This is a genomic window from Phormidium sp. FACHB-592, assembly GCF_014695795.1.
Lineage (GTDB): Bacteria > Cyanobacteriota > Cyanobacteriia > Leptolyngbyales > Leptolyngbyaceae > Stenomitos.
Genome location: NZ_JACJOZ010000107.1, coordinates 15,421 through 37,356 on the forward strand (window position 1 = coordinate 15,421; position 21,936 = coordinate 37,356).

Here is a 21,936-nt window from a genome sequence, read left to right on the forward strand (position 1 = left end):
CATGACAGTTAACGCAACCTCAACAGACGAATTCGATCCACTTGACGATCCTCAAGTAGCGGCGTTCTACAACAGACTGAGACAACAACAAGGGCAACTAGCAGCCGACCGTTACTTGTTAACGATAAAACCGACTGGTGGTATGAACGCCACAACTCCAGCCGTTGTAACCACAAACGGTAGAACAAAGGAGCACAACTTTAAAGCCGCGCCAACACTCACAGCCCCGCTCCCGACAAGTCGTGCTTTAGCAGGTTCTGACGTTTTTACCAATGTCATACTGTCGTTTGACGAGGCTGCGGCTGCGGCAGAGCCAGCACTAAAGCCAGCGCCCATAGCAGTGGTTACAGACCTAGCACCAACCGCACAAGGCGAACAGCTAGCGAACACGCCCACCGCTGCTGTAGAAACGGCAGAACCACTAAAGACGACCGTTTGCACAGTTCAGGCAGACCAAGCAGCCAGAATAGACAAAACGGAAAAAATAAGCACAATAGCCGAAGCAGACAGTCCCGAAACTGCTGTTACCCGCACGGCTAAACGCGAGCGCAAACCTGCCCGTTCCACAGCAGCAGTGAAGCAGGCATTTGAAGACGCACTGGCGGCGTTCGTCGAAGCAGACAAACCGTTCAAACGTTCCCATGTCGTTCAAAAAGCGGGACTGGGTGCCAGTTTCTATGACAGGTACCCGTCCCTCAGGGCCAAGGTAGACGAGGCGATCGCCAATGTCGGCAAACCCAAAACACAAGCAGGGACAAAAACCATGACCAGCGAAGCAAGCGGGACACCGTCAGCACAGTCAGTCACACCTGAACAGCCGCTTGTAACCGAGACTGTTGCACCACAAACGGTGTTAGTAGCCGCAGCAATGGTCAGAGCAGAGTCAACGGACACAATGCCAGCACCAACAGTCGCTCTGACCGATATGAACAGCACACAACCAAGCACAGACGGTCTTTCCTGGGCAACTTTGAAAGCTGGACTAAAGCATTGGCAGCAAGAACGTGACCGCATTGCAGCAATGATCGCGCAGCTAGAGCAACAGCTAGACGAAGTGATCGACAACGTGACCACCCACGAACGGGTTTGGGCGTTATACGCGCCGCGACAAGTCAACGAGAGCCATACCGGGGAGTAGTCATATGCAGCACGGAGAACAGAGACGCGACGCAGCCAATAGCGTTGACGGTGAATTGGCAGCAGCCTACGGAGCAGGACTAGAGCTAGCGGTTGAGCTGACGGCTCAGTTGACCAGTCCCGCAGCCGTTGAGGGGGCAGTTGACCTAACCTTTGAACGCCGACGCGAGAGCGGCGCACTACTCTGGGTCGTTGAGTATGGCGGGTACCTATCGTGCTGGAGCGAACGCAGCTTACAGGAAGCAGTAGGCGGACTGTTGCTAGCGCACATGGAAGAAGACGAGCAGTGGTCAGGCTGTTCATTGCTCGAACACGGCGTTAACTTCAACGGCTACAATTACCTGACTCGTGAGACTCTTAGTCAAGCAGTTATAGAGTACTTGACCCAACAAGGCTGGCAATTCAGTCAAGAGACACTGGAAGACCCAGAGAGCCTAATGGGCGGGTTTGGAGACGACGACCAACCATCAGAGACAACACCCACTGACAAAAGTAACTCAGGAGCAGTTGCAGCTGGTAAACTAGAGACAATCGTCTCTAGCGACAAAGACGTAGGGTAGACATGAAGCTCACAGCGCTCAAAGCAAAGACCTATGAGACCTGGCAGACGCTGCATACAGTGGCAGAAGCCTTCGCTCAGGTAAGCACACCTCAATACGATCAGGTGTTCAAGCAGGAAGTGAGAAGTTATGGTGATTTGCGCTACAAAGCTACCTGGGAGCGTGCTTTTACGGCACTGCTTGCCAAACTGCTCTACGACTACAATGACGATAATCGGACGCTGATCCTGCTGCACTTCCTGGAGTACCCACAGGCGGAAGGGCACAGCTACCTGAGACCGCTACTGCTGGAGCAGTTTCTTATGTTTCCGTACGGGTTTGATTGTCTCATACAAGGGCTACAAGCGATCGCACAGTACGGCACCGCGAGTTATAGTACTTCTGTATTCGATTTGAGCACCTTCGCGCATGAGTTCCACACCGCCGCCGTCCGAGCCGGACGAACAGCTGAACTTACAGCTACCGGGACTCCCCTCCTCGTCCCCAGTGCCGCCTAAGGGGAAAAGTAAGCGCAAAGCCAAAACACCTGGACCGCTACCGACCGTTGAAACGGTACTTGCTAACTTCGCTTCACTGACCACTGAACGATTGGATATGAGGGACGCACTGACCGTCTCCATTCGGCGCAAAGGTGGCTCTCAGCAGGCGTACATTCAAGTCACTGCCAGCATTTATAGACTGGGGTTTGGCTACCAGTCAGCACGGCTGTTTTATGAGGCCTATAACCTGCCGCCCAGCAGTCGCAACGACCTGCCGCCTGGTGTGCTGCGTGTGCTGCTGGTGTACGAGTTCGCAGTCATGAGGCGCTTGGACAGCCACGTCATGGAGGCCAGCGCTCAGACAGAGGTAGACAACGAAATTGTTGCAGAGGCAAAGCTAGCAGTACAGGCGACAAAGCGGTTTCTGTATTGGCTTGACTGCGGTAAAACGCTACCAGGAAGCTAGAGCGGACTGAAAAAGTCGAACAGCGGTGAGCATTCTAGTAAAAAAACCGTTCATTTTTGAGCATCAGACGGCAGCTCAAAACTCAGAGCTACAGATTCATATGAAGTTTCTGGCACCAAAGCCTCAGTCGGTGCTTCAGCAGACTGGAAAGGTGGCGGTGTCGCGTGAACGTAAGCTTCAACCGCTCTCAGTTGAGACCCTGCATTAACGGCAACCCACTGTCCCGCAGAGAAGCGGCGTAATTCAAAATGCAAATGAGGACCCGTCGAGTTGCCAGTGCTGCCCACCCGCCCGATCGTGTCCTTCGCCCGCACTACTTGTCCTTCAGCTACTAATAGCTCTGACAAATGCGCGTACAGCGTCTCGTACTGCTGGTCAGGATAGCGCACAACCACAGTCTTGCCATAACCGCCCTTCCACCCAGCAAAGACGACTGTACCAGAGTGTGCCGACTGAACGACAGCACCATGAGCCGCTGCCAAGTCAACGCCAGAGTGCAGACGTTGTTCACCTGTGATCGGGTGAGTCCGCCAACCAAATGGTGACGAAAACGGCACGACTTCTGCCAGTGGGTAGTAAAAGCTTTTGTCTGCCGGGTCAAGTCGGAATGCCCAAGCAGGCAGCGAAGCCAAAACAGTAGCGGCAGTCAAAAAGACAGAGAACCGAATAGAGTCACGAGACATAAAGTCAGCCCTCCGGTGGGGAAGGACTCAAGAATCAGTACAATTGTACTATAAAACTGAAGCAAGGACTGAGGGGCGAGACCAATCTCCTTCACCCTGCTTCCTCACTTTTGCCAGGGGAAGCCACAAGGAGAAAACCCATGTCACTCGCACTGCAAAGTCAAACTGGTTGAGGACAACGACCTCGCAGACTTTATTACCCAGGCATACGGACTCAAGGTCCACTATGAACTTGTTGCCACAGAGGAACTCTCAAACAGCGGTTACAAGCTGTTTGACGTGAAGGCAGAACCATTGAGTGCGTACGAACAGCGCCAGCTTGAAACACAAAAAAATAGGCGATAGGCTGGTAGCCCTGTACCTTCAGGTCAGGGTGGAAAGCCCAACGCGCCCCTTTAGGGGCTGTCTGTCTAGTGCAAATGATGGGCATCGTTGATGTAGCGCTCAATCACCGCTTGCGACATCTTGCCAGCGGTCTTGTAGCAGTAAGATTTTGTCCACAGACTTGGCAGTTTTAGTAGCTCAGGAAACTCTTGCCTCAGTAGGCGCGATGACCGAACTTTGAAAGCGTTGGCAATTTGAGCAATTGAATAATGAGGCTGGTGCTTGACGAAAAGATGGAGGTGATCTGGCTCAATCGTGACGGCTAAAATCTGCCATCTTTTATCGAGAGCGACCCCAGCCAAAACCTCATAGAGACAGTCTTTAACCGCTCCTTTCAGAATCCGCTTGCGGCGACAAGGAATTCAGCACAGATGGACAGTGGCAATCCCAACTGAGTGATTGTTGTGATCCAGGTCAAATGATTCTTTCCTCATAGAAACTTGTTGATATTGAATCTCTGTCAACAGTATATTTGTACCAGTTGCCAAAAGACATCATGCCTCGCAGTAAGACGCCATCCTTTGTCACAGGTATCCCCTTAGTGGTTGATTCCGCTCAGGAGAAGGTTTTGCTGTCGCGGTGGCAAGCCGGACGGCAGTTGTATAACGCCTGTCTCAATGAAGCGATGGTGCGGATGGCGTTAGTGAGACAATCGGCAGCCTATCAAGCGACTCGGAAGCTGCCAAAAGGCAAACTGAGAACCGCAGCCTTCAGTGCCGCTAGAACGGCTTATCGCTACAGTGAGTTCGCATTGCACGCTTATGCCAAGCTGACGGCTGACCGCTCCAAGTGGCTGGCAGCGAAGCTGGATGCGAATACGCAACAAACCATTGCCACCCGTGCCTTTAAGACCAGTGAACGGGTGCTGTTTGGTAAAGCCAGAAAGGTGCGCTACAAAGTGCCAACGCGGTTCCGCTGCCTAGAAGGGAAGACCAACAAGCAGGGCATTCGCTGGACAGGTGAGGGCTTGACTTGGGGCAAGCTGTACATCCCTGGCATGATTGACCCCGACAATAAGGTGATGCAGCACGGTCTTACCAGTCCCATCAAGTACGTGCGTCTGTTGTGGCGGGAACTGAACGGTGTCCGGCGCTGGTATGCCCAACTCATTTGCGAAGGCTTGCCTTACGCCAAACCGGAAAACTATGTCTCAAAAGGCACTGTAGGGTTAGATCTGAACGTTTCCAACGTGGCGTTTGTCGCCGATGATCAGGCTGGCTTACTGCCGTTTGCTGAAGGTGTACCCACGTTTGAGCAAGAAATTAGCGCCTTGCAACGCCAGATGGAGCGCTCCAAGCGTGCCAACAATCCTGACAATTTTGAGCCTGCTTTCACAGCTCGGCGGGGACGCAAGACTGTCAAGAAAAAAGGCAAGTCCAAGAAAGGGAAACGCCAGTGGCACAACTCAAACCGCTATCGTACTCTCACCCGCAAGAAGCGGGAGCTAGAGCGCCGTAAAGTTGCTTATGCTAAGTCTCAAAACCGCCGCTTGGTGAACGAGCTTCTGCGGCATGGCAACCACATCAAGACTGAACGAGTGTCAGTGAAGGGCTGGCAGAAGCGGTATGGCAAAGCCATTGCTGCGAAGTCGCCCGGATTCTTTCAAGCCGAACTGGTGCGCAAAGCTGCAAACGCTGGCGGGTCAGTCACCAAGTTTTCGACCCAGACAACCGCGCTATCGCAAACGCATCTGACCGGGGAGCACATCAAAAAGTCTCTCTCAGAACGAGTGCATCATGACCAGACTGGTAGGGTAATGCACCGCGATTTGTTTAGCGCGTACCTGGCTCGATACGTTGTTCAGGACAAGCTCTCCTTGCAGGATGCTGTAGACCAGTATCCGGGGATGGAAGCCGCCTTGCTAGGGGCATGGGAGCATGATCAATCTGCGAAGCGAGTAGGCGCTGCCGAAAGTCCGAAGTCTGAACCTCCGGTAGAGCAGATCCCTAGTCACTCAGAAAAGGCAAGCCAGATCAGCCATTCAGGGCTAAAAGCTTGCTAAAGGTTCAGAGAAATCCCCCAGCGGAGCGGTGCTTTAGCAGGGGGAGGTTTCAAAGGTCTACCTGACTCGTTATGCCGAAAAAGCGCTCCTCATTGAACTAGCAGAGTGGCTACAAGACCTGGAAATCGTAGTCGAGCCGCAACGGGTGCGTACCACAGACGGGTTTACCCTGGAACGCAAACCAGACGGCAGTTATAGCGACAGCGACTTGACTTACGAGTCTCTGCAAGACCTTGATCGTGAACACGACTGGGAGGAAAGCGCTTAGAGGAGTAAGCTAGAAATTAAAGTCAGTGCCCACACAATGAGCATGCCACTGCCTAGTAATAAGTGAAAAGCAAACATGGCTTACAGCGATTTCAAAAACTTGGGACAGGCAGTCAAAGACTTAAGTCTCAATCTGGAAAACCGTTCTGGGCTTTTCAGCAACATCCAACCAATTGAACCTTCAGAGAAACTCAAGTCACTTCTGGCTGATTACCTGGAACTAGCTATCAACATTGGCACCGAAAAAGCACGCTCGGAGCTTATTGTGGCACCGATTTTGTTAGACGTACGACGTCACTTGAAGAATCGGATTAGCTACTTTTCCGGTAGCACGCTTAACGTCAACGTCGAAAAGGGATTGACAGGCGAGTGCGACTTCGTGCTCAGTAACTCGGTGAACCAACTCGAAATCAGTGCTCCTGTGCTGACTGTAGTGGAAGCAAAGAAAAGCGACATTAAGCTCGGCTTAGGACAGTGTGCAGCCCAAATGGTAGGGGCGCAGTACTTTAATCGATCGCAAGGACAAACTCAGACCATTTATGGTGCTGTCACCACAGGCGAGATCTGGAAGTTTATGTGCCTGGAAGAAGAGTTGCTGTCAGTCGATCTCTCCGAGTATTACATTACTCAACTCTCTTCAATACTGGGAACCTTAGCCGCACCGTTTCTCGAGCTTCATCAAGCCAAAGAAGGTCCAACGGCTAATTCAAACTGAACGCTGCTGTACAAGTGGGCAAAGCTGACGTTGATGCATCAGCACTGCTACGACCAAGCTCATGTCAGTATGCATGACAAGCACCTAGTGGTTGAGGAGCCGTATGAGGTGACAAGCTTCAAACACAGTTTTGCAGACCAGTGGAGTGGGTGGCTGCTCTGCTGAGCTTAACCCACCCCCTAATGAAGTAATGCTCCTGGTACTTAATCACCAAGCGATTGAAACTTGGTCAGGCACTCAAAGGAGTCAGCAAAACAGCACTTTGTTACTTTGGGCGCGGCTGCAAGGCTGCAAGAATGTCGTCAACCGACAAGCTCAAGTTTGGAAACACCTGCGATCGTACTGGCTCAGTACCACGAAACTGCATGAACTGATACTCGCCATCAAGCAACTGGTACACCGTGATTAACGGCTGCTTCGGAGAACCGATGTGACGACTAGCCCCAAGCGCAAGATAATCGATAATCCAGTATTCAGCGATGCCCATTTCTTCGTAATCTGGCAGCTTACGCTCATAGTCGTCACGCCAATTACTGCTGGTGATCTCGATGACGAGTTGGGCAGAGGTTCCCTTGGAGATGGTTGATTCCTTCTGCCAACGAGGGTCCTCGTCGATCGTGCGCTCGTCTAGCACCACCAAATCTGGCAAGTACCCCGCTTTGTCAGACTGTGGCTTGACATAGCAAGTTTGAGGGATGAAGAAAGGCAGGTCTTCTTTCTCCACTTCTACTATGAGTTTACGCAGAACAAAAGCTGAGACACGCCCGTGCGGACCAGTTGGCTTCACTGGAACAACGGCTCCATTCATTAATTCGTACAGGTTTTCGTCGTCAGGGTAAGACTCCAAAAACTCGTCAAAGGTTAGCGATCGTTCTAAAGCTTGAACCATGATCTTGCCCTTGGCTGGAGATTCTATTGTAGCTGGGTTGAGACCACTGGCAAGTTGATCTGAGACGCGCTTCAAGAGTCTCGTCCCCTTTAGTGCTGCGGGTATTGCGGTTTTAGTGGAACTGGCGATCGCCCATAAAGAAACCCCCGACCCAGCGCTCAAGGGCAGTGGGTCTGAAGGGCTACGTTGATAATGCGTTTAAGGGTATTGACCAGCCGTGCCATCTTCGTTGTGCCACTGCGTCAAAGCAACACGAAAATCAGGACGATGATCTAGATCGCCTGGTATGGCTACCTTGAAATCGGCGTAGCCTCCCGGTGGCACCGATAATGGTTTAGTCCGCATCGATTCCACCAGTTTTTGCGATCCCACGTTAATGGATAGGGTTATTGCTAGACCACTAATCGACTGCTTTGTCTGGTTTTGCACCTTGCCAGAAAGCGTCCAACCAGAAGCGCTGCCTTTGATCTCGCGTGCTGTCTCAGCCACCTGCCCACCCTTAGCCGCTTGCTTCTGAGGCTTCAGGGCAGTTTGTCGAATGATCGGCTCACTAGTGACATTGATAGCTGTCGGTTTGCCAGTACATAAAGTCGTCAGGTTGATCACGCGCCCTGACTGCGTTTGGACATAGCAGGGGTAATCCGGTTCAGTCGGTCGGCTAGAAGCCCCCGAAGTTGGCAGAGAGTGCCGTAGCAACGACTGAGGCAACAGCCCAACGAAGAAGGTTCATGGTTTGACCGGGTAGGTGCTGTTTCAAGCGTTCCCGGTGTAGAGAGAAAAACCCCAAGGTTGTTATGAAGCGTTCACGAAGGCGGTGATACTAAAGTCAAAAGTTGGAAGCGGTCACCCATAAAAGACTCCTGACCAAGCAGTTGAGGGTTAATTGCAGGTTTGGTTCTCAAGCGCTACAGCTTCGACTATATGTGGAGCGGAAACGGGTCGTGGTCAGGGAGGGGCAGGTCGAGTCGGTAGCGCTGAAGGTATAGCGGTGGCACTCCAAGCCAGTCAACCGTTTGGCATAACATGGCTACCCTTATTAAGCGAATTAAATTTTCTAGAGATTTTTTAAGTTTCGAGGTTATGTTGGCTCTAAATCAATACTGAATTGCGGAGAAAAATTTGAGTTTTGAACCAGCTTCCGAGCCAACCAAGAAGGCACGTACCGTCCCGCCAGAGATTGACAAACTACACAAACTTTACGTCTCATACTTCCGGGTCGCTCGCACACTACATTATGTTATTGGAGTTTCAGGTCTGACATTTTCACTCATGGCGACTTCCGGTTTCGGAGGTAACGAAGCGTCACGGGCATGGGCATTGGGAGCAGGAGTCTGCTTCGGTGCAATGGGTTTTATTGATCCGAACTCCAGGTATAAGAAGTGTGTCAAAGCCGCAAGGATTCTCAATATTGCAATTCTTCGTTATGAATACGGTGAGTTATCGCAAACAGAACTTATTTCGGCTGTTGAGCATGCTGAAAACGTAGTTACGGAAATGGAAGAGATGGAAGGAAGCTTCCCTAGAGAAGCCACAAATGCTGTAGGTAATGAAAGGAATAAAAAATAGGTTTAGTATTGTTAACGCAGAAACAACCTTATTTAGAAGGTTTCAAAATTATTCATAGCTACAGGCAACGCCCCTGAAGGTTTAAAGCTATCCGTTCCACAACTCCCACAATGCCACTGTTGAAGAGAGACATTAGCCTGAGCGATCGCTTGCCCGTAATGAGGACATTTGCCCGTAAACAGTGGATGCCACATGAGCAGTGCCATCTGTTCCACACGGCTGAGATGGTGAGACGGTTGAGGAATGGTTTCGCCTGCATAGAAGCCGGGAGTTTCAGTCTTCGCTTGATGTTCTTACCGGGGTAAGCGAGCCGTACAACCAGCCTGCTTAAATTGATTCACAATGCTGGGTACTCGCTGAAAATAGTCAACAGTGGCTGGGTCTTGTAAGGGGCGAGGATTGGCATATTCGTAAAGTCCAGCCTTGCCGTTAAAAACACCAGCAGACCCCAGGAAAGCATCTTGTCTAATCAGAATTTTGCGATTGCCTGTTTGTACCCGTCCCCTGACAACCTTACCCAATGTCAAGGCAAACCCTGAATCGTTAGCCCCTGGAATGAACGTTTCAATGATGCAGACCTGCCCTTTCGTGCGGGAGGGATAGATTAGCATTGATTCCTCGATCGCAGTCCAGCCACCTAGAAAGGTCGCCACTGCCGGATCAAAACGGGCCCAGGACTGGACAAAGGTTTCACGTTGCTGCCGTTCAGCAGGGGTGCGTCGATCGCTATAGGTGCGAGTCGGACCATTTTTCAAACTAGGCAACTTGCGCTTAAACTGCTGGCTTAGACTTTGCATCTCCCGCTCGGTTGGATAACGTTGTCCTTGTGCCAGGGCAGCTTGCGTCAAGCCAATGAGAAGTAACAGACTAGCAACGGATAGATGTATTAGTTTCATAGCGGTTCTTCGTAATGATTTAGCCAGCTCAACATTATTCCAGTGTTTTCCTGCCCCCAGCACTGTTTGCGTTACTCCCACGGCATAACAGGCATCCGGTTTTAGGATTCCATACGCTCTATCCCTAACGTTTTGCTAGCTGGATAGCGATGCACCAATTACTGCCCTTAGGCTTCGCTAGAGTGTCCGAATCATCTGGGTTATGACTGCGTTACTCCTTTCATTTCATTAAGGAGTCGTGGGTGTTCTACAACTGAGCTAAAGCCGTCATAACCTGCCGGTGCCGACTGTATTAATGTCATTCTTCATACAGGCTCTACGTTTCTATGTATTAGTCTCTTGCACTAGGACTAAGGGTTTGGTTGTCTTGGCAGTGGCAAGGCTAAGGTCATGCTGGAATTTAAGAGTAGAGCAGGCAAGGGTAGCAACGGTTGACTCAGTGCATAAGGCTTCAGCCAAGCCATGCTTGTGGTGCGCTTGAAAACCAAGGCGCTTAATTTTACATACTGAAAAGAAAATTTCGAGCAAAATGAAAGGCACTAGATACGAGAGTACGAATAAGCCTTCACCAGATCTTCCCAGATGATTAGCGAATTCTTTATCCAAAGTCGGCTGCTTACTTCTGCACTAGTATTGACCTTTTTTTTGGTCTGTTTCATCCTCAAGCCTGATTTTTGGCTGCTACTGCCCGTCTTGGCTATACCTATCGCCCTTACATGGTTTTTGTGGCTGTTTAATACCCTCTTTCTCGGTGGTGCTTTAAATCAGCTAGGGATTCGACCACAGCAACTTGTAGGGTTATGGGGTCTGCTCTTTGCGCCTCTGTTGCATGACCATACCAGAGCCGATGAAGCTGACCATCTGGTGGGTAATACAGTAGCCTTTATCAGCTTTGGCGGCTTTCTTGTGATGCCGAGAGGCGTGACTGACTTTCTCATCATTACTGCGGTAGTCGCACTTACAAGTGGCTTATTTACCTGGCTATGGGGGCAGTATGGTACAAACCACATTGGAGCGAGTGGCATCTTGTACGGTTATCTCGGTTTCTTACTCCTGCGCGGTTTCTACGAGCAGCAGGTAGTCTCATCCTTACTTTCGATGTTCACCCTTGCGTTCTATAGCCCGCTACTCTTGGGTCTTTTCCCGCAAAGGGCAGATGTCTCTTGGGAAATGCATTGCGGTGGCTTTGTCGGTGGTCTAACAACCGCTTGCTATTTCAATGCCATCAAAGCCTACGCGCCCTTGCCAGTGTCAATGTTATTGCCGTTGCTGCAACATCTCTAAGCCACGCTTCTTGTCCCCTGCGTCCTGCCTGCGCTCATTCACACCTGCGTAATTGAAACGGATAGAAGCACTGGAAGCAAATTGAAAATTATTTGTATATTACTTACCTTTTAATCTGTTGCAAGAAAGCTTCAGTAAGGCTTTCTCCCAAAACTTGGGAACAGATTAAATCGCAGATTCTATTATCAAGGGAGCAATAAGTTAAGGCGACAATATTTTTTCAGTAGCTGTTTCCTTAATATCTCATTTTATAGAAGAGGGAGAGCCTGAGAACCCGCAAAACCCATCGTGCTTTAGCCGTGGGATGTAGCGAGGGTTCTCACAAGGCTACAAAGCCTCAGAGTCACTTAATCTTTTGCTGTTCTACATACCGCTTAATCGTATCGCCTGAAACGCTCCCTGCTGTGCCACAAAAGTAACTACGAGTCCAGAGGCTTGGTAGTTTGAGCAAGTGTGGAAACTCTTTTCTCAAGGCGTGAGACGTAGCTCCTTTAACCTTGTGCATGATTTGGTAAGGCGCAAGGATGGGTTTAGCTTGCAAGAACAAATGCACATGGTCTAGATGGGTTTCCACCGCTATCACTTGGCACTCAAGCTCAGCCACAGCTTGCGGAATCAACTCTAACAAGCGTTTGTCTACATCACCTACCAGCATCTTTCTGCGTCGTCTGACAATCCAAACGAAGTGGTAGTTGATCAGGCTAACGGACGTGTTTTCGTGCCAATAATCTTGTCCCATCTGTCTCTATATGCTTGTATATAGACATGGTATCATAGACAAAGGAGGAAGACATTAATGGCTAAACCGAAGAAGCTATTAGGCATTCAGCAAAATCTTTTGCACTGTGATGCTGAAACTCACGCCATCCTCACCTACCTGTGTGAGCAATCGAATAGCTTGTATAACTGCGGTATCTATTGGGCACGGCAAATCTTCTTTAAGACCAGTCGGATTGTGTCTAAATACGACCCCATTTACGCTGTGGGCGACAACATCCACGCGCAGGCAATGCCGTCTGTGGCAGCGCAGCAAACCCTGTTGAGCGTTTCGGAAGCCTTCAAATCCTTTCGTGAGTTACGCCAACTCGCTTTTAAGGGAGAGCTAGATCAGAAGCCCAAACCGCCCAACTATAGGAAGTCTGGGGGCTTGTTCAAGGTGGCTTTCCCAAACATCGGCGCGGGTAGACCCACTTTTGAAAACGGCGTGATTCGGTTCCCGTTAGGTTTGCAGGTCAAGCGCTGGTTTGGACTAAAAGAGTTCTTTTTGCCATTGCCTCAAAACCTTAAGTTTGACAAGGTGAAAGAGTTCACGATTCTACCCAAGAATGGCGCGTTCTACCTGGAATGTAGCTATGCCATGCAGAAGGTCGAAACCAAGCTTGATATGGATCAAGCTCTGGCAATTGATTTGGGCACATCCTCTAACCTGATGGCGTGTGTCGATACATTGGGCAACTCGTTTCTAGTGGATTCCCGTCAGGCTAAGGCGATGAATCAGCTTTACAACAAGCGTGTGGCTAAGCGCAAAGCTGGCAAAGTTCAAGACTACTGGGATAGCGTCCTTGATGATTACACGCGCAAGCGGAATCACCAGATGCGCGACATGGTGAACAAAGCGGCTCGGTTGGTGGTGAAGCACTGCTTAGAGCATGGCATTGGCACTATCGTCATTGGCTGGAATGATGGCATCAAAGACAGTTGCAACATGGGCAAAAAAGGCAATCAGCAATTCGTGCAAATGCCCTTAGCGCGACTGAAAACTAGATTGGAGCAACTGGGCATCATCTACGGTTTTCGTGTTGTGCAGACCGAAGAAGCAAATACTTCCGCAGGTTCCTACCTAGATGGAGACTCCCTACCCGAACATGGTCAAAAGCCTGACGGGTGGAAAGCATCAGGGCGAAGAATACTGCGGGGCTTGTATCGGTCGGGTGACAAAAGTTTGGTAAATGCCGATCTGAATGGAGCGGCAAACATTTTACGCAAGGTAGCCAGAAACTTAGGCATCGACTTAAGCAGACTGGGTAGACGGTGTTTGACCACCGTAGGCAGAATTAGACTTTGGGCAACACCAAAAGTTTAACGCTTGTCCGAAAGAATCCCACGCGCTTCTAGCCGTGGGAGTTGTCAATTACTGCATTCTGCACACATTGGGCATACTGAACGTAACTGCAGTCGCCTATATACTCCAATGGCAACCCTCATTCCTACATTCAGCACGTGTGCTCAGCGCATGACTTCTGGTGAACGGCGCTTAGCTCAACGGCTGGAGGACAAGCTAGAGGCTGATTATCTGCTCTGGTACGATGTCCCGATCGGTGCGAAGCGACTCCACCCTGATTTTATCCTCCTGCATCCACTACGGGGGTTAATCGTGCTGGAGGTGAAAGACTGGAAACTGACGACGATCCAGCAGATCAACCGAGAGACAGTAACACTGCTCACGGACGCTGGCATGAAGTCAGTAGACAACCCCTTGGAGCAAGCTAGACGGTACACGCTAGCGATCAACCAACAGCTTGAGCAGGATCGGTTGCTGGTACAGTCTGAGGGTCGTTATCAAGGCAGGCTGGCGTTTCCCTACAGCTATGGGGTTGTCCTGACAAACATCACTCGCCAGCAGTTTGAGGCTGAGGGCGGGTTACAGGCAGTTTTAACCCCAAATCTCATCATCTGCCAGGATGAAATGTATGAGAGCGTGGACGACTATACCTTTCAACGACGGCTTTGGGATCTCTGCACCTATAGCTTTGGCGAACCACTGACTCCAACGCAGCTCGATCGCATCCGCTGGCACCTATTCCCAGACGTGCGAATCGTCAGCAAACAGCTTTCACTGCTACCGGATGTGCCAGAAGAAGCGACTGCGATGATCGCGCTGCCTGACCTGTTGCAAGTGATGGACATTCAGCAGGAACAGCTTGCCCGTAGCCTGGGCGAGGGGCATCGGGTCATACATGGGGTAGCGGGTTCTGGTAAGACGCTGATTCTGGTCTACCGCTGCCTGCATATGGCACAGGAGACAACCAAACCCATCCTGGTACTTTGCTTTAACGTGTCTCTAGCTGCCAGACTCCGGCAAATGCTTCATGCAAAAGGCATAGGGAGCGATCGCGTGCAGGTGCGACACTTTCACGGCTGGTGTGGGGAGCTACTCCGGCGGCATCGTTTACCAAAGCCAAGCGCTAACGAGTTCCAGGGTACAGCCTACGTGGAGGCAGTAGTGCAACGGGTGATCCAAGGGGTAGACGCGGACATCATCCCCGCTGGCAGCTATGGAGCCGTGCTGATTGATGAAGGGCATGACTTTCGACCAGAGTGGTTAAAGTTAGCTGCGCAGATGGTCGATCCAGTCACAAAAGCTTTACTCCTGCTCTATGACGATGCCCAAACGCTCTATGGGGAAACGAAACGCCAGCGCTTCAGCTTTAAGCACTTGGGTATCCAGGCACAGGGACGCACCACCGTCCTCAAGCTCAACTACCGCAACACCGAAGAAATTTTAGCGCTCGCCTTTGCCTTTGCTAAAGAAGTGATGACTCCAACTGAGGACAATGAAGAGGATATGCCACTGCTGGTACAGCCTCAAAGTGCAGGGCGGCATGGCGCAAAGCCCGAATTTATTAGGCTTCCCAGCTTCCGTCATGAAACCGAGTACCTAGCTGCACGGCTTGAACAGCTTCATGAGCGTGGGATGCCCTGGAACGAAATGGCGATTGTCTATCGGGCGAAATGGATGGCAGAGCAGGTTTACGATCGCTGCCAGCAAGCCCAAATTCCAGTGGAGTGGATCAATAAAGACAAAGACAGCCAGTTTTATGACTCAGCAGCGCCCAGCGTCAAGCTTGTCACGATGCACAGTAGCAAGGGTTTAGAGTTCCCGGTCGTCTTCATCCCTGGCATTGGCTATCTGCCCAATCAGCACAGTACGCCAGAAGGAGAAGCGCGGCTACTGTATGTCGCCATGACCAGAGCCGTAGACCAGTTGGTGATGACGTGCGATCGTCCTTCTGAGTTTGGGCAGCGGTTAGAAGTCGCGTTGAGGAGCCAAAAACCATGACTACCTGCAGACTCACTCAATGCATTGAGTCACTGCTACAGGGGTGATCGAGGGCAACTAAATTCTGACCCTTTACGAGCAGTTGCAACGTTATGTTCAAGGAGCCATCAGTAAAGCAGCGATGCAGAGTGCGATCGACGATGTTGCTCCTGACCTGGCAGTAGAGCCATATTGGGAAGAGAACCCACTAGACCTGTAGTGATTGTAGAAAGGAAAGCAGTGTCAGCGAGCACCACCTGTCGGCAAGTTGAAAGCAAAACCACAAGTTGAAAGCAAAACCATTGGATGACCGTATGCGCTATCGTGCTCGCCCGAAAGCAACTGCCAAGCAAATAGTTGCTACCACTCAGCGTTATGTCTTGCCAGTGCTGCTTGCAGTGGCTACGGTAGCCTACTATGCCAGAGATGCTTACTACTTTGACAACGGAAAAGGTGGGCAGGGCTGGCGGATCGGGCAGCCCAAAGTCTCCCTCTTCAATGCCAACAGCACGCGGTCATTGCCACAATTACGGCAGTTTGCCCTTTCCTTAGTCAACCGCGATCGCCAGCTCAACGGGTTGCCACCCTTGGTTGAAGATCCGTTGCTCTCTCAGGCAGCACAGCAACATAGCCAGGATATGCTAACCCGGCGCTACTATGCCCATATCACTCCAGAAGGCAAAACACCGACCGATCGCTTGGCTCAACTCGGTGGTAAGGGAGGAGTAGGAGAGAATATCATGCAGCAAACAGGCAATATGGGCGTGAGCCTCAACTACGGACTGCTGGAACGCTTTCAGAAAAGCTGGATGTATAGCAAGGGGCATCGACAAAACCTGCTGAAGCCGGACTACACTCGTTTTGGCTATGGCATTGTGGTTGATCCGTTGAGCGGACAGACGTATGCGGCTCAGGGGTTTGCGTTACCAGCACCGCCATGAGCGAAGCCCTTTCCCATCCGGTCATCAGCACGATCCTGAAGCACGATCGTAAGCAAAACAGCTACAAAATTGCGTTGATGCGGTCAATCAGTGATGTTGTACTGTCTTTCCCAGACATGGAGACGTACCACCAGGATGTGGCTGTGCCCTTACGGCTGCTGGCTGAGTTCTGGGTTGCTTACTATTGGGGCTTTGTAGAGCCAGGCAAACCAATCCTCCAGGGGCAGCGGTACACCCGCCAAGGCAAAATTTCTAACGATATGGCCTTTCGCCCTGCTCTCACTGAGTTTCGGCAACAGTGGGAAGCCCACACAGGCGGACTTGCGCGCCCTGCTGACGGCTTCTTTGTGATCAGCGAGTTACGCCTTCCCCGCAAGCGCCTCACCTATCCAACCAGCCTGTTAGCTGCTTACCAGAAGGCAATCACCGCTGTTGCTCACGCTCTGGAGCTGCCGATCCGTTACGCTGGTCCCGGTGACTGGACGGTGTTTACTCAACCAAGGACGGCTGCTCAAAGGCAAGCGGGCACGGTCATTGTCCCTGGTACGCAACCCCAGGATAAGTGTCTAGTAATTACTGCGACCTTATGGCAAACGTTTCGAGCAATGTCTTTGTGGGTTGAGGCTTTGTGTATCCATGAGTGGTGCCTCTTCACAGAACGCACGCAGCAACCGCAAGCAGCGATCAGCCGGGGTGATGTCTATACGCTCTTGACCGCCCGACCGGATAACCGACGACCACTGACGTGGGAATCGAACAACATTGACCTGCTGCTGCTTGAAGGGCATACATTCATCTGCCCTTGGACAGCCAAACGGATTGTGAGCGGCAGCCTCTACGATCTGGATCATCTCCTACCAGTCTCGGTCTACCCTATCAATGAACTATGGAATCTGATACCGGCTGACCCGACTTTTAACCGTCATATCAAACGCGATCGCTTGCCCAGCCTAGAGCACCTCCAACAGGCCAGACCACGGCTAGAGCAAGATTATCGGTGCTACGGACTCTCGACAACGCTCGCTCAGGCGCTGCAAGAAGATGTAAACATTCGGTTCTCGACCCTAAGCGGAGTAAGGGGCGGGAACTTTCCTGAAGCTGTAGCTAGTGCCGTGATCAAGTTGATTGAGCAAGTGGCAGCCTCACGGAACCTGGCTCGGTTCTAAGCTGTGGACACGTGCTTTAGTCAAAGGCTTTGCAGACGATGATTGCTCGACAGCAGCTCCCTCTTTGCTTAACGGAGCCTTGAGACCAAAAGAAAGCATGGTAGAGCCGCAGTCTGCAGTGTCAGCGTTGCAACACCGCTCCAGCATCGTGTAATGCGGCCTGTCCTTCACTTAATTGAACGTGAACCTAAGCGCTTTAGCGGGTTCGACTAAAATCGCTGATGGCTTGGCACGCAGACGGACTCCTGTCAGGGGAGCTTTGTGTTCTTCTCGCAACAACTACAGAGTCTTATGACAGACTTCTTGTCCAGGTGGACTACTGACAAAACGGTGACAAGGGCAGACTCAACTGAGTGTAGCGTGGCAGTGCCGTTGGTTCGCTCAGATTCGACACTGTTAGCCCCAGCAGTCTCACTTTCCTGATTGGATCAAGGTGTGCCCGTAGCAAGTCTTTTGCCATGCTGTACAGGGTCTCGGTATCCCGCAGCAAACACTCAACGGTCTGAGCGCGGGTCATTTGCTGGTAGTCGGCATACTTCACCTTCAGTGTCAGGGTATAACCATAGCGTTGATGTTTGTCCATCCGGGTCGCCACTTCTTCAGCCAGTGTTGCCAGTGCTCCATCCATGGTCTCTAATACCTCTAAATCTTCGGCAAAGGACTGCTCGGCACCGATAGACTTGCGGCTGCGGTTCGGATTGACCGGTCGCTCATCCTCAGCCCTGGCAACGCGGTAGTAATAGCTGCCTGTTTTACCAAAGTGTTGGCGCAGGTCTGCCTCTGACCACTGTTTCAGGTCGAAGCCAGTGTGAATGCCGAGCGCCTGCATCTTTTTCGCTGTCGCCACTCCCACGCCATAGAATTTTGCGATCGGCAACGCCTCCACCACTGCCTGTCCTTGCTCAGGCGCAATGAGGTAAAGTCCATCCGGCTTGTCTAAACCAGAGGCAAGCTTGGCGAGAAACTTGTTGTACGAAACTCCGGCGGAAGCCGTCAGTTGTGTTTCTGCCCGAATCGCTTGTTTGATCGCACGGGCAATCGCCATCGCTGAGGCAATCTCTGGCTTGTTCGTGGTCACATCCAGATAAGCTTCGTCCAAAGCGAGCGGTTCCACTAGATCAGTGTAGCGATCGAAGATGTCCCGAATCTGCTGTGAGACAGAGCGATAGACTTCGAAACGAGGTTTAACAAAAATGAGATGAGGGCACCGCTGTTGGGCAAGGCGTGAGGGTAGCGCGGAGTAAATGCCGTATTGACGTGCTTCGTAGCTAGCAGCAGCAACCACGCCTCTTTGTGCGGGATTACCACCTACCACCAGAGGCTGACCACGGTACTGCGGATGGTCACGCTGCTCCACGGAGGCAAAGAAGGCATCCATGTCGATGTGGATGATTTTACGCGGCACCGCTTTCGTATCGTCCAACGGTTTGCTTTCAGTTTATGACTTCAGTTTAGCTGCTCACTTTGAGCGATCGTTGATATGACTAGCACTATGAGACGGCAGTGGCCCCGTTTGAAGGGCACTGCGTCACTCCTAGAAGCAAGCAATCCAACTTAAGCTGAGAGTAGGCATGACTACAAGCGTTCATCCTTTGCACTCGCTCTTCCGCTCCAGCTTCAATACCGAAAGCAGCTAGCGATCGCAGTAATGCCGCTTGCAAAATCTCCTTTAATGGCTGGTAATGTCCTGCAGGAGACAGTGCAAACGCCTCTCGCAAGGTTTAGGCAAGCCAGAGTTCCATCGCATGAGGGGGAGCACCGAGCGCAATCAACTTTTGTCGTGGCTTATCCAGGCTAAAACAGGTGCCAATGCTATTGAATACAATCGTGCCTTTAGTGCTCATGACGCATCATCAGCGCCCATCATTACAGCCTTAATGATGCCAACTTTCGTGTTTACTGCCAATGCCTTTCACAAATGAAAGTTCTTGCATCATACTTGGGTGCAATCACATAGTTGAAGTATTTTATACAAGTATTTTCAAAATGATGGATCGTTACAGTCATTTATGCCTCAAGTTTGACGCCAGAGCTTCCAGCCCTTTCTAACCTAAAGCCAAGACTAAAGTTGAGACTAATTTTTCTTGCAGTTGAACATTACAGAATTTCTACTTCACTATGGACTGGGTTATCCTGCTAAAACAATTTGAAGACTTGCTAGCATCTACACCGGAGCCGCCCTACATCTTGTTAGTGGCTGGCTTACTCATCACCCTAACCTGTATGCTTCCACTCACAATGATGATCAGGGAACGCATGAAGTATTGGTCTGAAAACCTTTCTCCTGACACCTTATCAAGTGAAGGCAGGCTACAACTTATACTTCCCTTTTTAGGGACTGCTGGTGGTGTTTGTCTTGTTCTGATCGCTGCACTAGAAGTGCTTGGCTTACCGGTTCTACCCGCCCTTCTCCTTTCTCTGCTCTCCACACTTCTGAGCGGTTATTTTGCCTGGTTACGGTTAGGAAAGATGTTGAGCCGTCGTGCCCTTCGCTCTTATATGGAGCAGTTCATTGATTTTCCTTCTGTAGGAAAGGAACGGTTTGATCGCAGGCCTGTTAACCGCTAGGTATAAAAGCTTTAAACAAAGTTCACCTTATTCCAGCCCTAATGCGATTAATTGCACTAGGTCAACTCGTAAAAATTGACCAATTGCGGCATTGATGGAATTGTAGGCAGAGCAAATTTCTAGAACCTCTTTTTTACAGCTATGGAAGAAGATGAACAGATTCAGGCGTTAATGGTGGAGCAAGACAGCTTACTGAAGCATCTCAAAGTATTGCTACAGCGTGTTAAAGCGCTAATGGTTTCCCTTGAGAAGTACCAGGTAAAACAGCCGATGTGTATGGGTTCTAGTTGCTGTCGTCACCTTGACGATACAAGCTCACATCGTCCTTAATGCTTTGAAGCTTGCCAGAACCAGGCCATGTCAATGTATTAAGTAACGAAAGTTGCATCATGACTGAAAAAAGCTGACAAAGGAAGTAGCGATCATCATAGGTGCCGATTCAGGTGATCAGTCTACTTCCCAGGTATTTCTCTAAGTCTATGAGTGTGGCTGGTTTCGTTTCCTGGTAGTGCGTGACCTGGAACTGAAGCCCGTACTTAGGATGGTCACGCCAAAAACCGGTCAGCTTCAGGGTCTGTCCCGGCTGGATATTGGCAAAGGTGCCTGTGATCGTTACTAAGTCTTGCTCTCTAGCAACCTTGAGCCGTGCGATCGTGTAGCCAGAGTCCTCTGCATGAAACGTCAGCCGTTCAACGATACCCTGAAGCGTCTCTGATGGTAGCGATGCAACTGAAGCTGGTAGGGAAGCGGTCATGCAAGTGCAGGTGTTCCGAAGTCACTCTAGGCAAAAGATAAAGGCTCTGCTGAAGCCGACAGCAACGTTGCGCGTCCGTGTGTCAGTTGAGAAGCTCCAACGGCTGCAAAGGTACTACACCCATCATTGATGCTGCGCACATCCATTGTCATCATTGTCCTATAGGACAACATCATAGGCACGTTCCGACATGACAACAGCACTCCTAGCAATAGTTATGGTCAAGAACGATTGACAATCGCAAACTTTGCCCTTACAAATGCAGCAACGATAAAACGCAAGGTTTATTGCCTAACTGCAAGGGTATCGCTTCAATCTGACATTGAATTGCGCCCCAGCCAAAATGAACCGTCTCAGCGCCGTGATGAGGCTGTCCTTGAGAAAGAGCCTTGGCAATCAACGAGTCAGAGGCGATCGATTTGTGTTTGGGAATGAAGCCGCTCTGCCAACCACGTGTACGAAGACTCCACCAAATCCGCATTTTTTTTTGAGCCTCTGTTGTTCGTGCTGATTGTTTCTGAGCGGCCTCTTTTTGAGTCAAGGCCTGGTGCCACAGCACTAACGCATGTTCCCCCCCACCATATTGCATCATGCGAACCAGGGTTGCCAGCAAGGACGTTTGGTAGAGGACTGCCAGCAATCGTCCCGTACTCAAAGACACCCCCAACTCATGCAACCGGGGCACAAACGAAGCTTGCGGCATCAGCAAATCTGCGGCTCCCTGATCGCACAGGCGTTCTTTGTGCTCGCTGCTCCAGTTTGGCAGAAAGCTACCTCTGCGTGCCTGCTCTTGTGCGTCAAAGAGCAACTCCATCAGCTCATGCCCTTCCGTAAAGCGCTGCCGGACGAGTGGATCGTCTTCTTTAATCAAAATGATGCCTGTGCTGCTATCCACCAGAATGCCCTGCTGTTCCTCTAAGGGTGCTCGTCGTGGTGTCGGGATGCCAAAGTGGCTGTAGATCAGCGTTAGGTCTACAGGTGGGTCATCGTTCAGACCGGCTGCTTGGCGTAAAAACTCGACGTACCGTAAGACATCCTGTTCCCTCTGAAGCGTGCCATAGCACGACAAAAACGCCTGTCCAGGATGGCGGTAGGGCATAGTCGCTGTGTCCTCCAAAGACTTACTGCATTGTCATCTTG

The 21,936-nt window shown here is 50.9% G+C and carries 25 protein-coding genes and 1 pseudogene; 15 read left to right on the forward strand and 11 right to left on the reverse strand.

What is annotated here, in order from left to right; translation table 11 throughout:
• Window position 1: 1 nt before the first annotated feature.
• The 4 genes from H6F86_RS30860 to H6F86_RS30875 are packed head-to-tail and all read left to right on the forward strand — an operon-like array spanning window position 2 to window position 2,642.
• On the forward strand, window positions 2-1,138 hold the full coding sequence (locus tag H6F86_RS30860) for a hypothetical protein (RefSeq protein WP_190455469.1): 1,137 nt from the start codon (window positions 2-4) through the stop codon (window positions 1,136-1,138).
• Between the two features lie 4 nt (window positions 1,139-1,142).
• Complete coding sequence (locus H6F86_RS30865) at window positions 1,143-1,697, forward strand: hypothetical protein (protein WP_190455472.1); 555 nt, start codon at window positions 1,143-1,145, stop codon at window positions 1,695-1,697.
• 2 nt (window positions 1,698-1,699) lie between these two features.
• Window positions 1,700-2,194 (forward strand): hypothetical protein, encoded by a 495-nt coding sequence (locus H6F86_RS30870; protein WP_190455475.1) that lies wholly within the window; start codon window positions 1,700-1,702, stop codon window positions 2,192-2,194.
• Window positions 2,106-2,642 carry a hypothetical protein gene (locus H6F86_RS30875; RefSeq protein WP_190455477.1) on the forward strand — a complete coding sequence of 179 codons (537 nt, stop codon included), beginning with the start codon at window positions 2,106-2,108 and terminating at the stop codon, window positions 2,640-2,642. The genes H6F86_RS30870 and H6F86_RS30875 overlap by 89 nt, the downstream gene beginning before the upstream one ends.
• A gap of 50 nt (window positions 2,643-2,692) precedes the next feature.
• Here the strand turns inward: H6F86_RS30875 and H6F86_RS30880 are convergent, their stop codons facing one another.
• Both H6F86_RS30880 and tnpA (H6F86_RS30885) read right to left on the reverse strand, forming a co-directional pair.
• Window positions 2,693-3,325 carry a M23 family metallopeptidase gene (locus H6F86_RS30880; RefSeq protein ID WP_190455481.1) on the reverse strand — a complete coding sequence of 211 codons (633 nt, stop codon included), beginning with the start codon at window positions 3,323-3,325 and terminating at the stop codon, window positions 2,693-2,695.
• Window positions 3,326-3,735: 410 nt separating this feature from the next.
• A pseudogene (gene tnpA / locus H6F86_RS30885) lies at window positions 3,736-4,143 on the reverse strand (IS200/IS605 family transposase).
• A gap of 62 nt (window positions 4,144-4,205) precedes the next feature.
• Between tnpA (H6F86_RS30885) and H6F86_RS30890 the strand changes: the two are divergent.
• The 3 genes from H6F86_RS30890 to H6F86_RS30895 all read left to right on the forward strand — a co-directional run bounded on the left by H6F86_RS30890 (window position 4,206) and on the right by H6F86_RS30895 (window position 6,693).
• On the forward strand, window positions 4,206-5,711 hold the full coding sequence (locus H6F86_RS30890; protein ID WP_190455484.1) for a transposase: 1,506 nt from the start codon (window positions 4,206-4,208) through the stop codon (window positions 5,709-5,711).
• Window positions 5,712-5,856: 145 nt separating this feature from the next.
• Complete coding sequence (locus H6F86_RS33045) at window positions 5,857-5,979, forward strand: hypothetical protein (RefSeq protein ID WP_277881736.1); 123 nt, start codon at window positions 5,857-5,859, stop codon at window positions 5,977-5,979.
• 75 nt (window positions 5,980-6,054) lie between these two features.
• Window positions 6,055-6,693, forward strand: coding sequence for a hypothetical protein (locus tag H6F86_RS30895; protein ID WP_190455489.1), 639 nt, complete (start codon window positions 6,055-6,057; stop codon window positions 6,691-6,693).
• Between the two features lie 265 nt (window positions 6,694-6,958).
• Here the strand turns inward: H6F86_RS30895 and H6F86_RS30900 are convergent, their stop codons facing one another.
• Both H6F86_RS30900 and H6F86_RS30905 read right to left on the reverse strand, forming a co-directional pair.
• Window positions 6,959-7,582 carry a Uma2 family endonuclease gene (locus tag H6F86_RS30900; protein ID WP_190455552.1) on the reverse strand — a complete coding sequence of 208 codons (624 nt, stop codon included), beginning with the start codon at window positions 7,580-7,582 and terminating at the stop codon, window positions 6,959-6,961.
• A 198-nt stretch (window positions 7,583-7,780) separates the two neighbouring features.
• Window positions 7,781-8,290, reverse strand: a complete 510-nt coding sequence (locus tag H6F86_RS30905; protein ID WP_190455492.1) for a hypothetical protein — start codon at window positions 8,288-8,290, stop codon at window positions 7,781-7,783.
• A gap of 411 nt (window positions 8,291-8,701) precedes the next feature.
• Between H6F86_RS30905 and H6F86_RS30910 the strand changes: the two genes are divergently transcribed.
• Window positions 8,702-9,148 (forward strand): hypothetical protein, encoded by a 447-nt coding sequence (locus tag H6F86_RS30910; RefSeq protein WP_190455495.1) that lies wholly within the window; start codon window positions 8,702-8,704, stop codon window positions 9,146-9,148.
• A gap of 58 nt (window positions 9,149-9,206) precedes the next feature.
• On the opposite strand, the gene H6F86_RS30915 is transcribed toward H6F86_RS30910, so the two are convergent.
• Together H6F86_RS30915 and H6F86_RS30920 are read right to left on the reverse strand one after the other, a co-directional pair.
• A complete protein-coding gene (locus H6F86_RS30915) occupies window positions 9,207-9,407 on the reverse strand; it encodes a hypothetical protein (protein ID WP_190455498.1) in 201 nt (66 codons plus the stop codon).
• A gap of 34 nt (window positions 9,408-9,441) precedes the next feature.
• On the reverse strand, window positions 9,442-10,044 hold the full coding sequence (locus H6F86_RS30920; protein ID WP_190455501.1) for a hypothetical protein: 603 nt from the start codon (window positions 10,042-10,044) through the stop codon (window positions 9,442-9,444).
• Between the two features lie 582 nt (window positions 10,045-10,626).
• Here H6F86_RS30920 and H6F86_RS30925 point away from each other — a divergent pair.
• Window positions 10,627-11,328, forward strand: coding sequence for a rhomboid family intramembrane serine protease (locus H6F86_RS30925; protein WP_206756127.1), 702 nt, complete (start codon window positions 10,627-10,629; stop codon window positions 11,326-11,328).
• A gap of 343 nt (window positions 11,329-11,671) precedes the next feature.
• Here H6F86_RS30925 and tnpA (H6F86_RS30930) read toward each other — a convergent pair whose 3' ends face one another.
• Entirely contained in the window at window positions 11,672-12,067 is a 396-nt protein-coding gene (tnpA, locus tag H6F86_RS30930; protein ID WP_190455519.1) for an IS200/IS605 family transposase, read from the reverse strand.
• A 57-nt stretch (window positions 12,068-12,124) separates the two neighbouring features.
• Between tnpA (H6F86_RS30930) and H6F86_RS30935 the strand changes: the two genes are divergently transcribed.
• The 4 genes from H6F86_RS30935 to H6F86_RS30950 all read left to right on the forward strand — a co-directional run bounded on the left by H6F86_RS30935 (window position 12,125) and on the right by H6F86_RS30950 (window position 17,474).
• A complete protein-coding gene (locus H6F86_RS30935) occupies window positions 12,125-13,411 on the forward strand; it encodes an RNA-guided endonuclease TnpB family protein (RefSeq protein WP_190455522.1) in 1,287 nt (428 codons plus the stop codon).
• A 108-nt stretch (window positions 13,412-13,519) separates the two neighbouring features.
• Window positions 13,520-15,388, forward strand: a complete 1,869-nt coding sequence (locus H6F86_RS30940) for a 3'-5' exonuclease (protein ID WP_190455525.1) — start codon at window positions 13,520-13,522, stop codon at window positions 15,386-15,388.
• A gap of 293 nt (window positions 15,389-15,681) precedes the next feature.
• Window positions 15,682-16,308 (forward strand): CAP domain-containing protein, encoded by a 627-nt coding sequence (locus H6F86_RS30945; protein ID WP_190455555.1) that lies wholly within the window; start codon window positions 15,682-15,684, stop codon window positions 16,306-16,308.
• Window positions 16,305-17,474: an HNH endonuclease domain-containing protein gene (locus tag H6F86_RS30950; protein WP_190455528.1), complete on the forward strand. Its 1,170-nt coding sequence runs from the start codon at window positions 16,305-16,307 to the stop codon at window positions 17,472-17,474. Before H6F86_RS30945 ends, H6F86_RS30950 begins: the two co-directional genes overlap by 4 nt.
• Before the next feature lie 316 nt (window positions 17,475-17,790).
• On the opposite strand, the gene dinB is transcribed toward H6F86_RS30950, so the two are convergent.
• Both dinB and H6F86_RS33050 read right to left on the reverse strand, forming a co-directional pair.
• On the reverse strand, window positions 17,791-18,897 hold the full coding sequence (gene dinB / locus H6F86_RS30955; RefSeq protein ID WP_242033782.1) for a DNA polymerase IV: 1,107 nt from the start codon (window positions 18,895-18,897) through the stop codon (window positions 17,791-17,793).
• Between the two features lie 298 nt (window positions 18,898-19,195).
• The gene (locus H6F86_RS33050; protein ID WP_277881737.1) at window positions 19,196-19,318 is read right to left on the reverse strand and encodes a hypothetical protein; all 123 of its coding nucleotides are present in this window, start codon (window positions 19,316-19,318) and stop codon (window positions 19,196-19,198) included.
• Window positions 19,319-19,592: 274 nt separating this feature from the next.
• Here H6F86_RS33050 and H6F86_RS30960 point away from each other — a divergent pair, with 274 nt between their 5' ends.
• Both H6F86_RS30960 and H6F86_RS30965 read left to right on the forward strand, forming a co-directional pair.
• Window positions 19,593-20,042, forward strand: coding sequence for a hypothetical protein (locus H6F86_RS30960; RefSeq protein WP_190455532.1), 450 nt, complete (start codon window positions 19,593-19,595; stop codon window positions 20,040-20,042).
• 141 nt (window positions 20,043-20,183) lie between these two features.
• Entirely contained in the window at window positions 20,184-20,372 is a 189-nt protein-coding gene (locus H6F86_RS30965; protein WP_190455535.1) for a hypothetical protein, read from the forward strand.
• Between the two features lie 109 nt (window positions 20,373-20,481).
• On the opposite strand, the gene H6F86_RS30970 is transcribed toward H6F86_RS30965, so the two are convergent.
• On the reverse strand, window positions 20,482-20,796 hold the full coding sequence (locus tag H6F86_RS30970) for a hypothetical protein (RefSeq protein WP_199305618.1): 315 nt from the start codon (window positions 20,794-20,796) through the stop codon (window positions 20,482-20,484).
• A 253-nt stretch (window positions 20,797-21,049) separates the two neighbouring features.
• Entirely contained in the window at window positions 21,050-21,895 is an 846-nt protein-coding gene (locus tag H6F86_RS30975) for an ImmA/IrrE family metallo-endopeptidase (RefSeq protein WP_190455549.1), read from the reverse strand.
• Window positions 21,896-21,936: the final 41 nt, after the last annotated feature.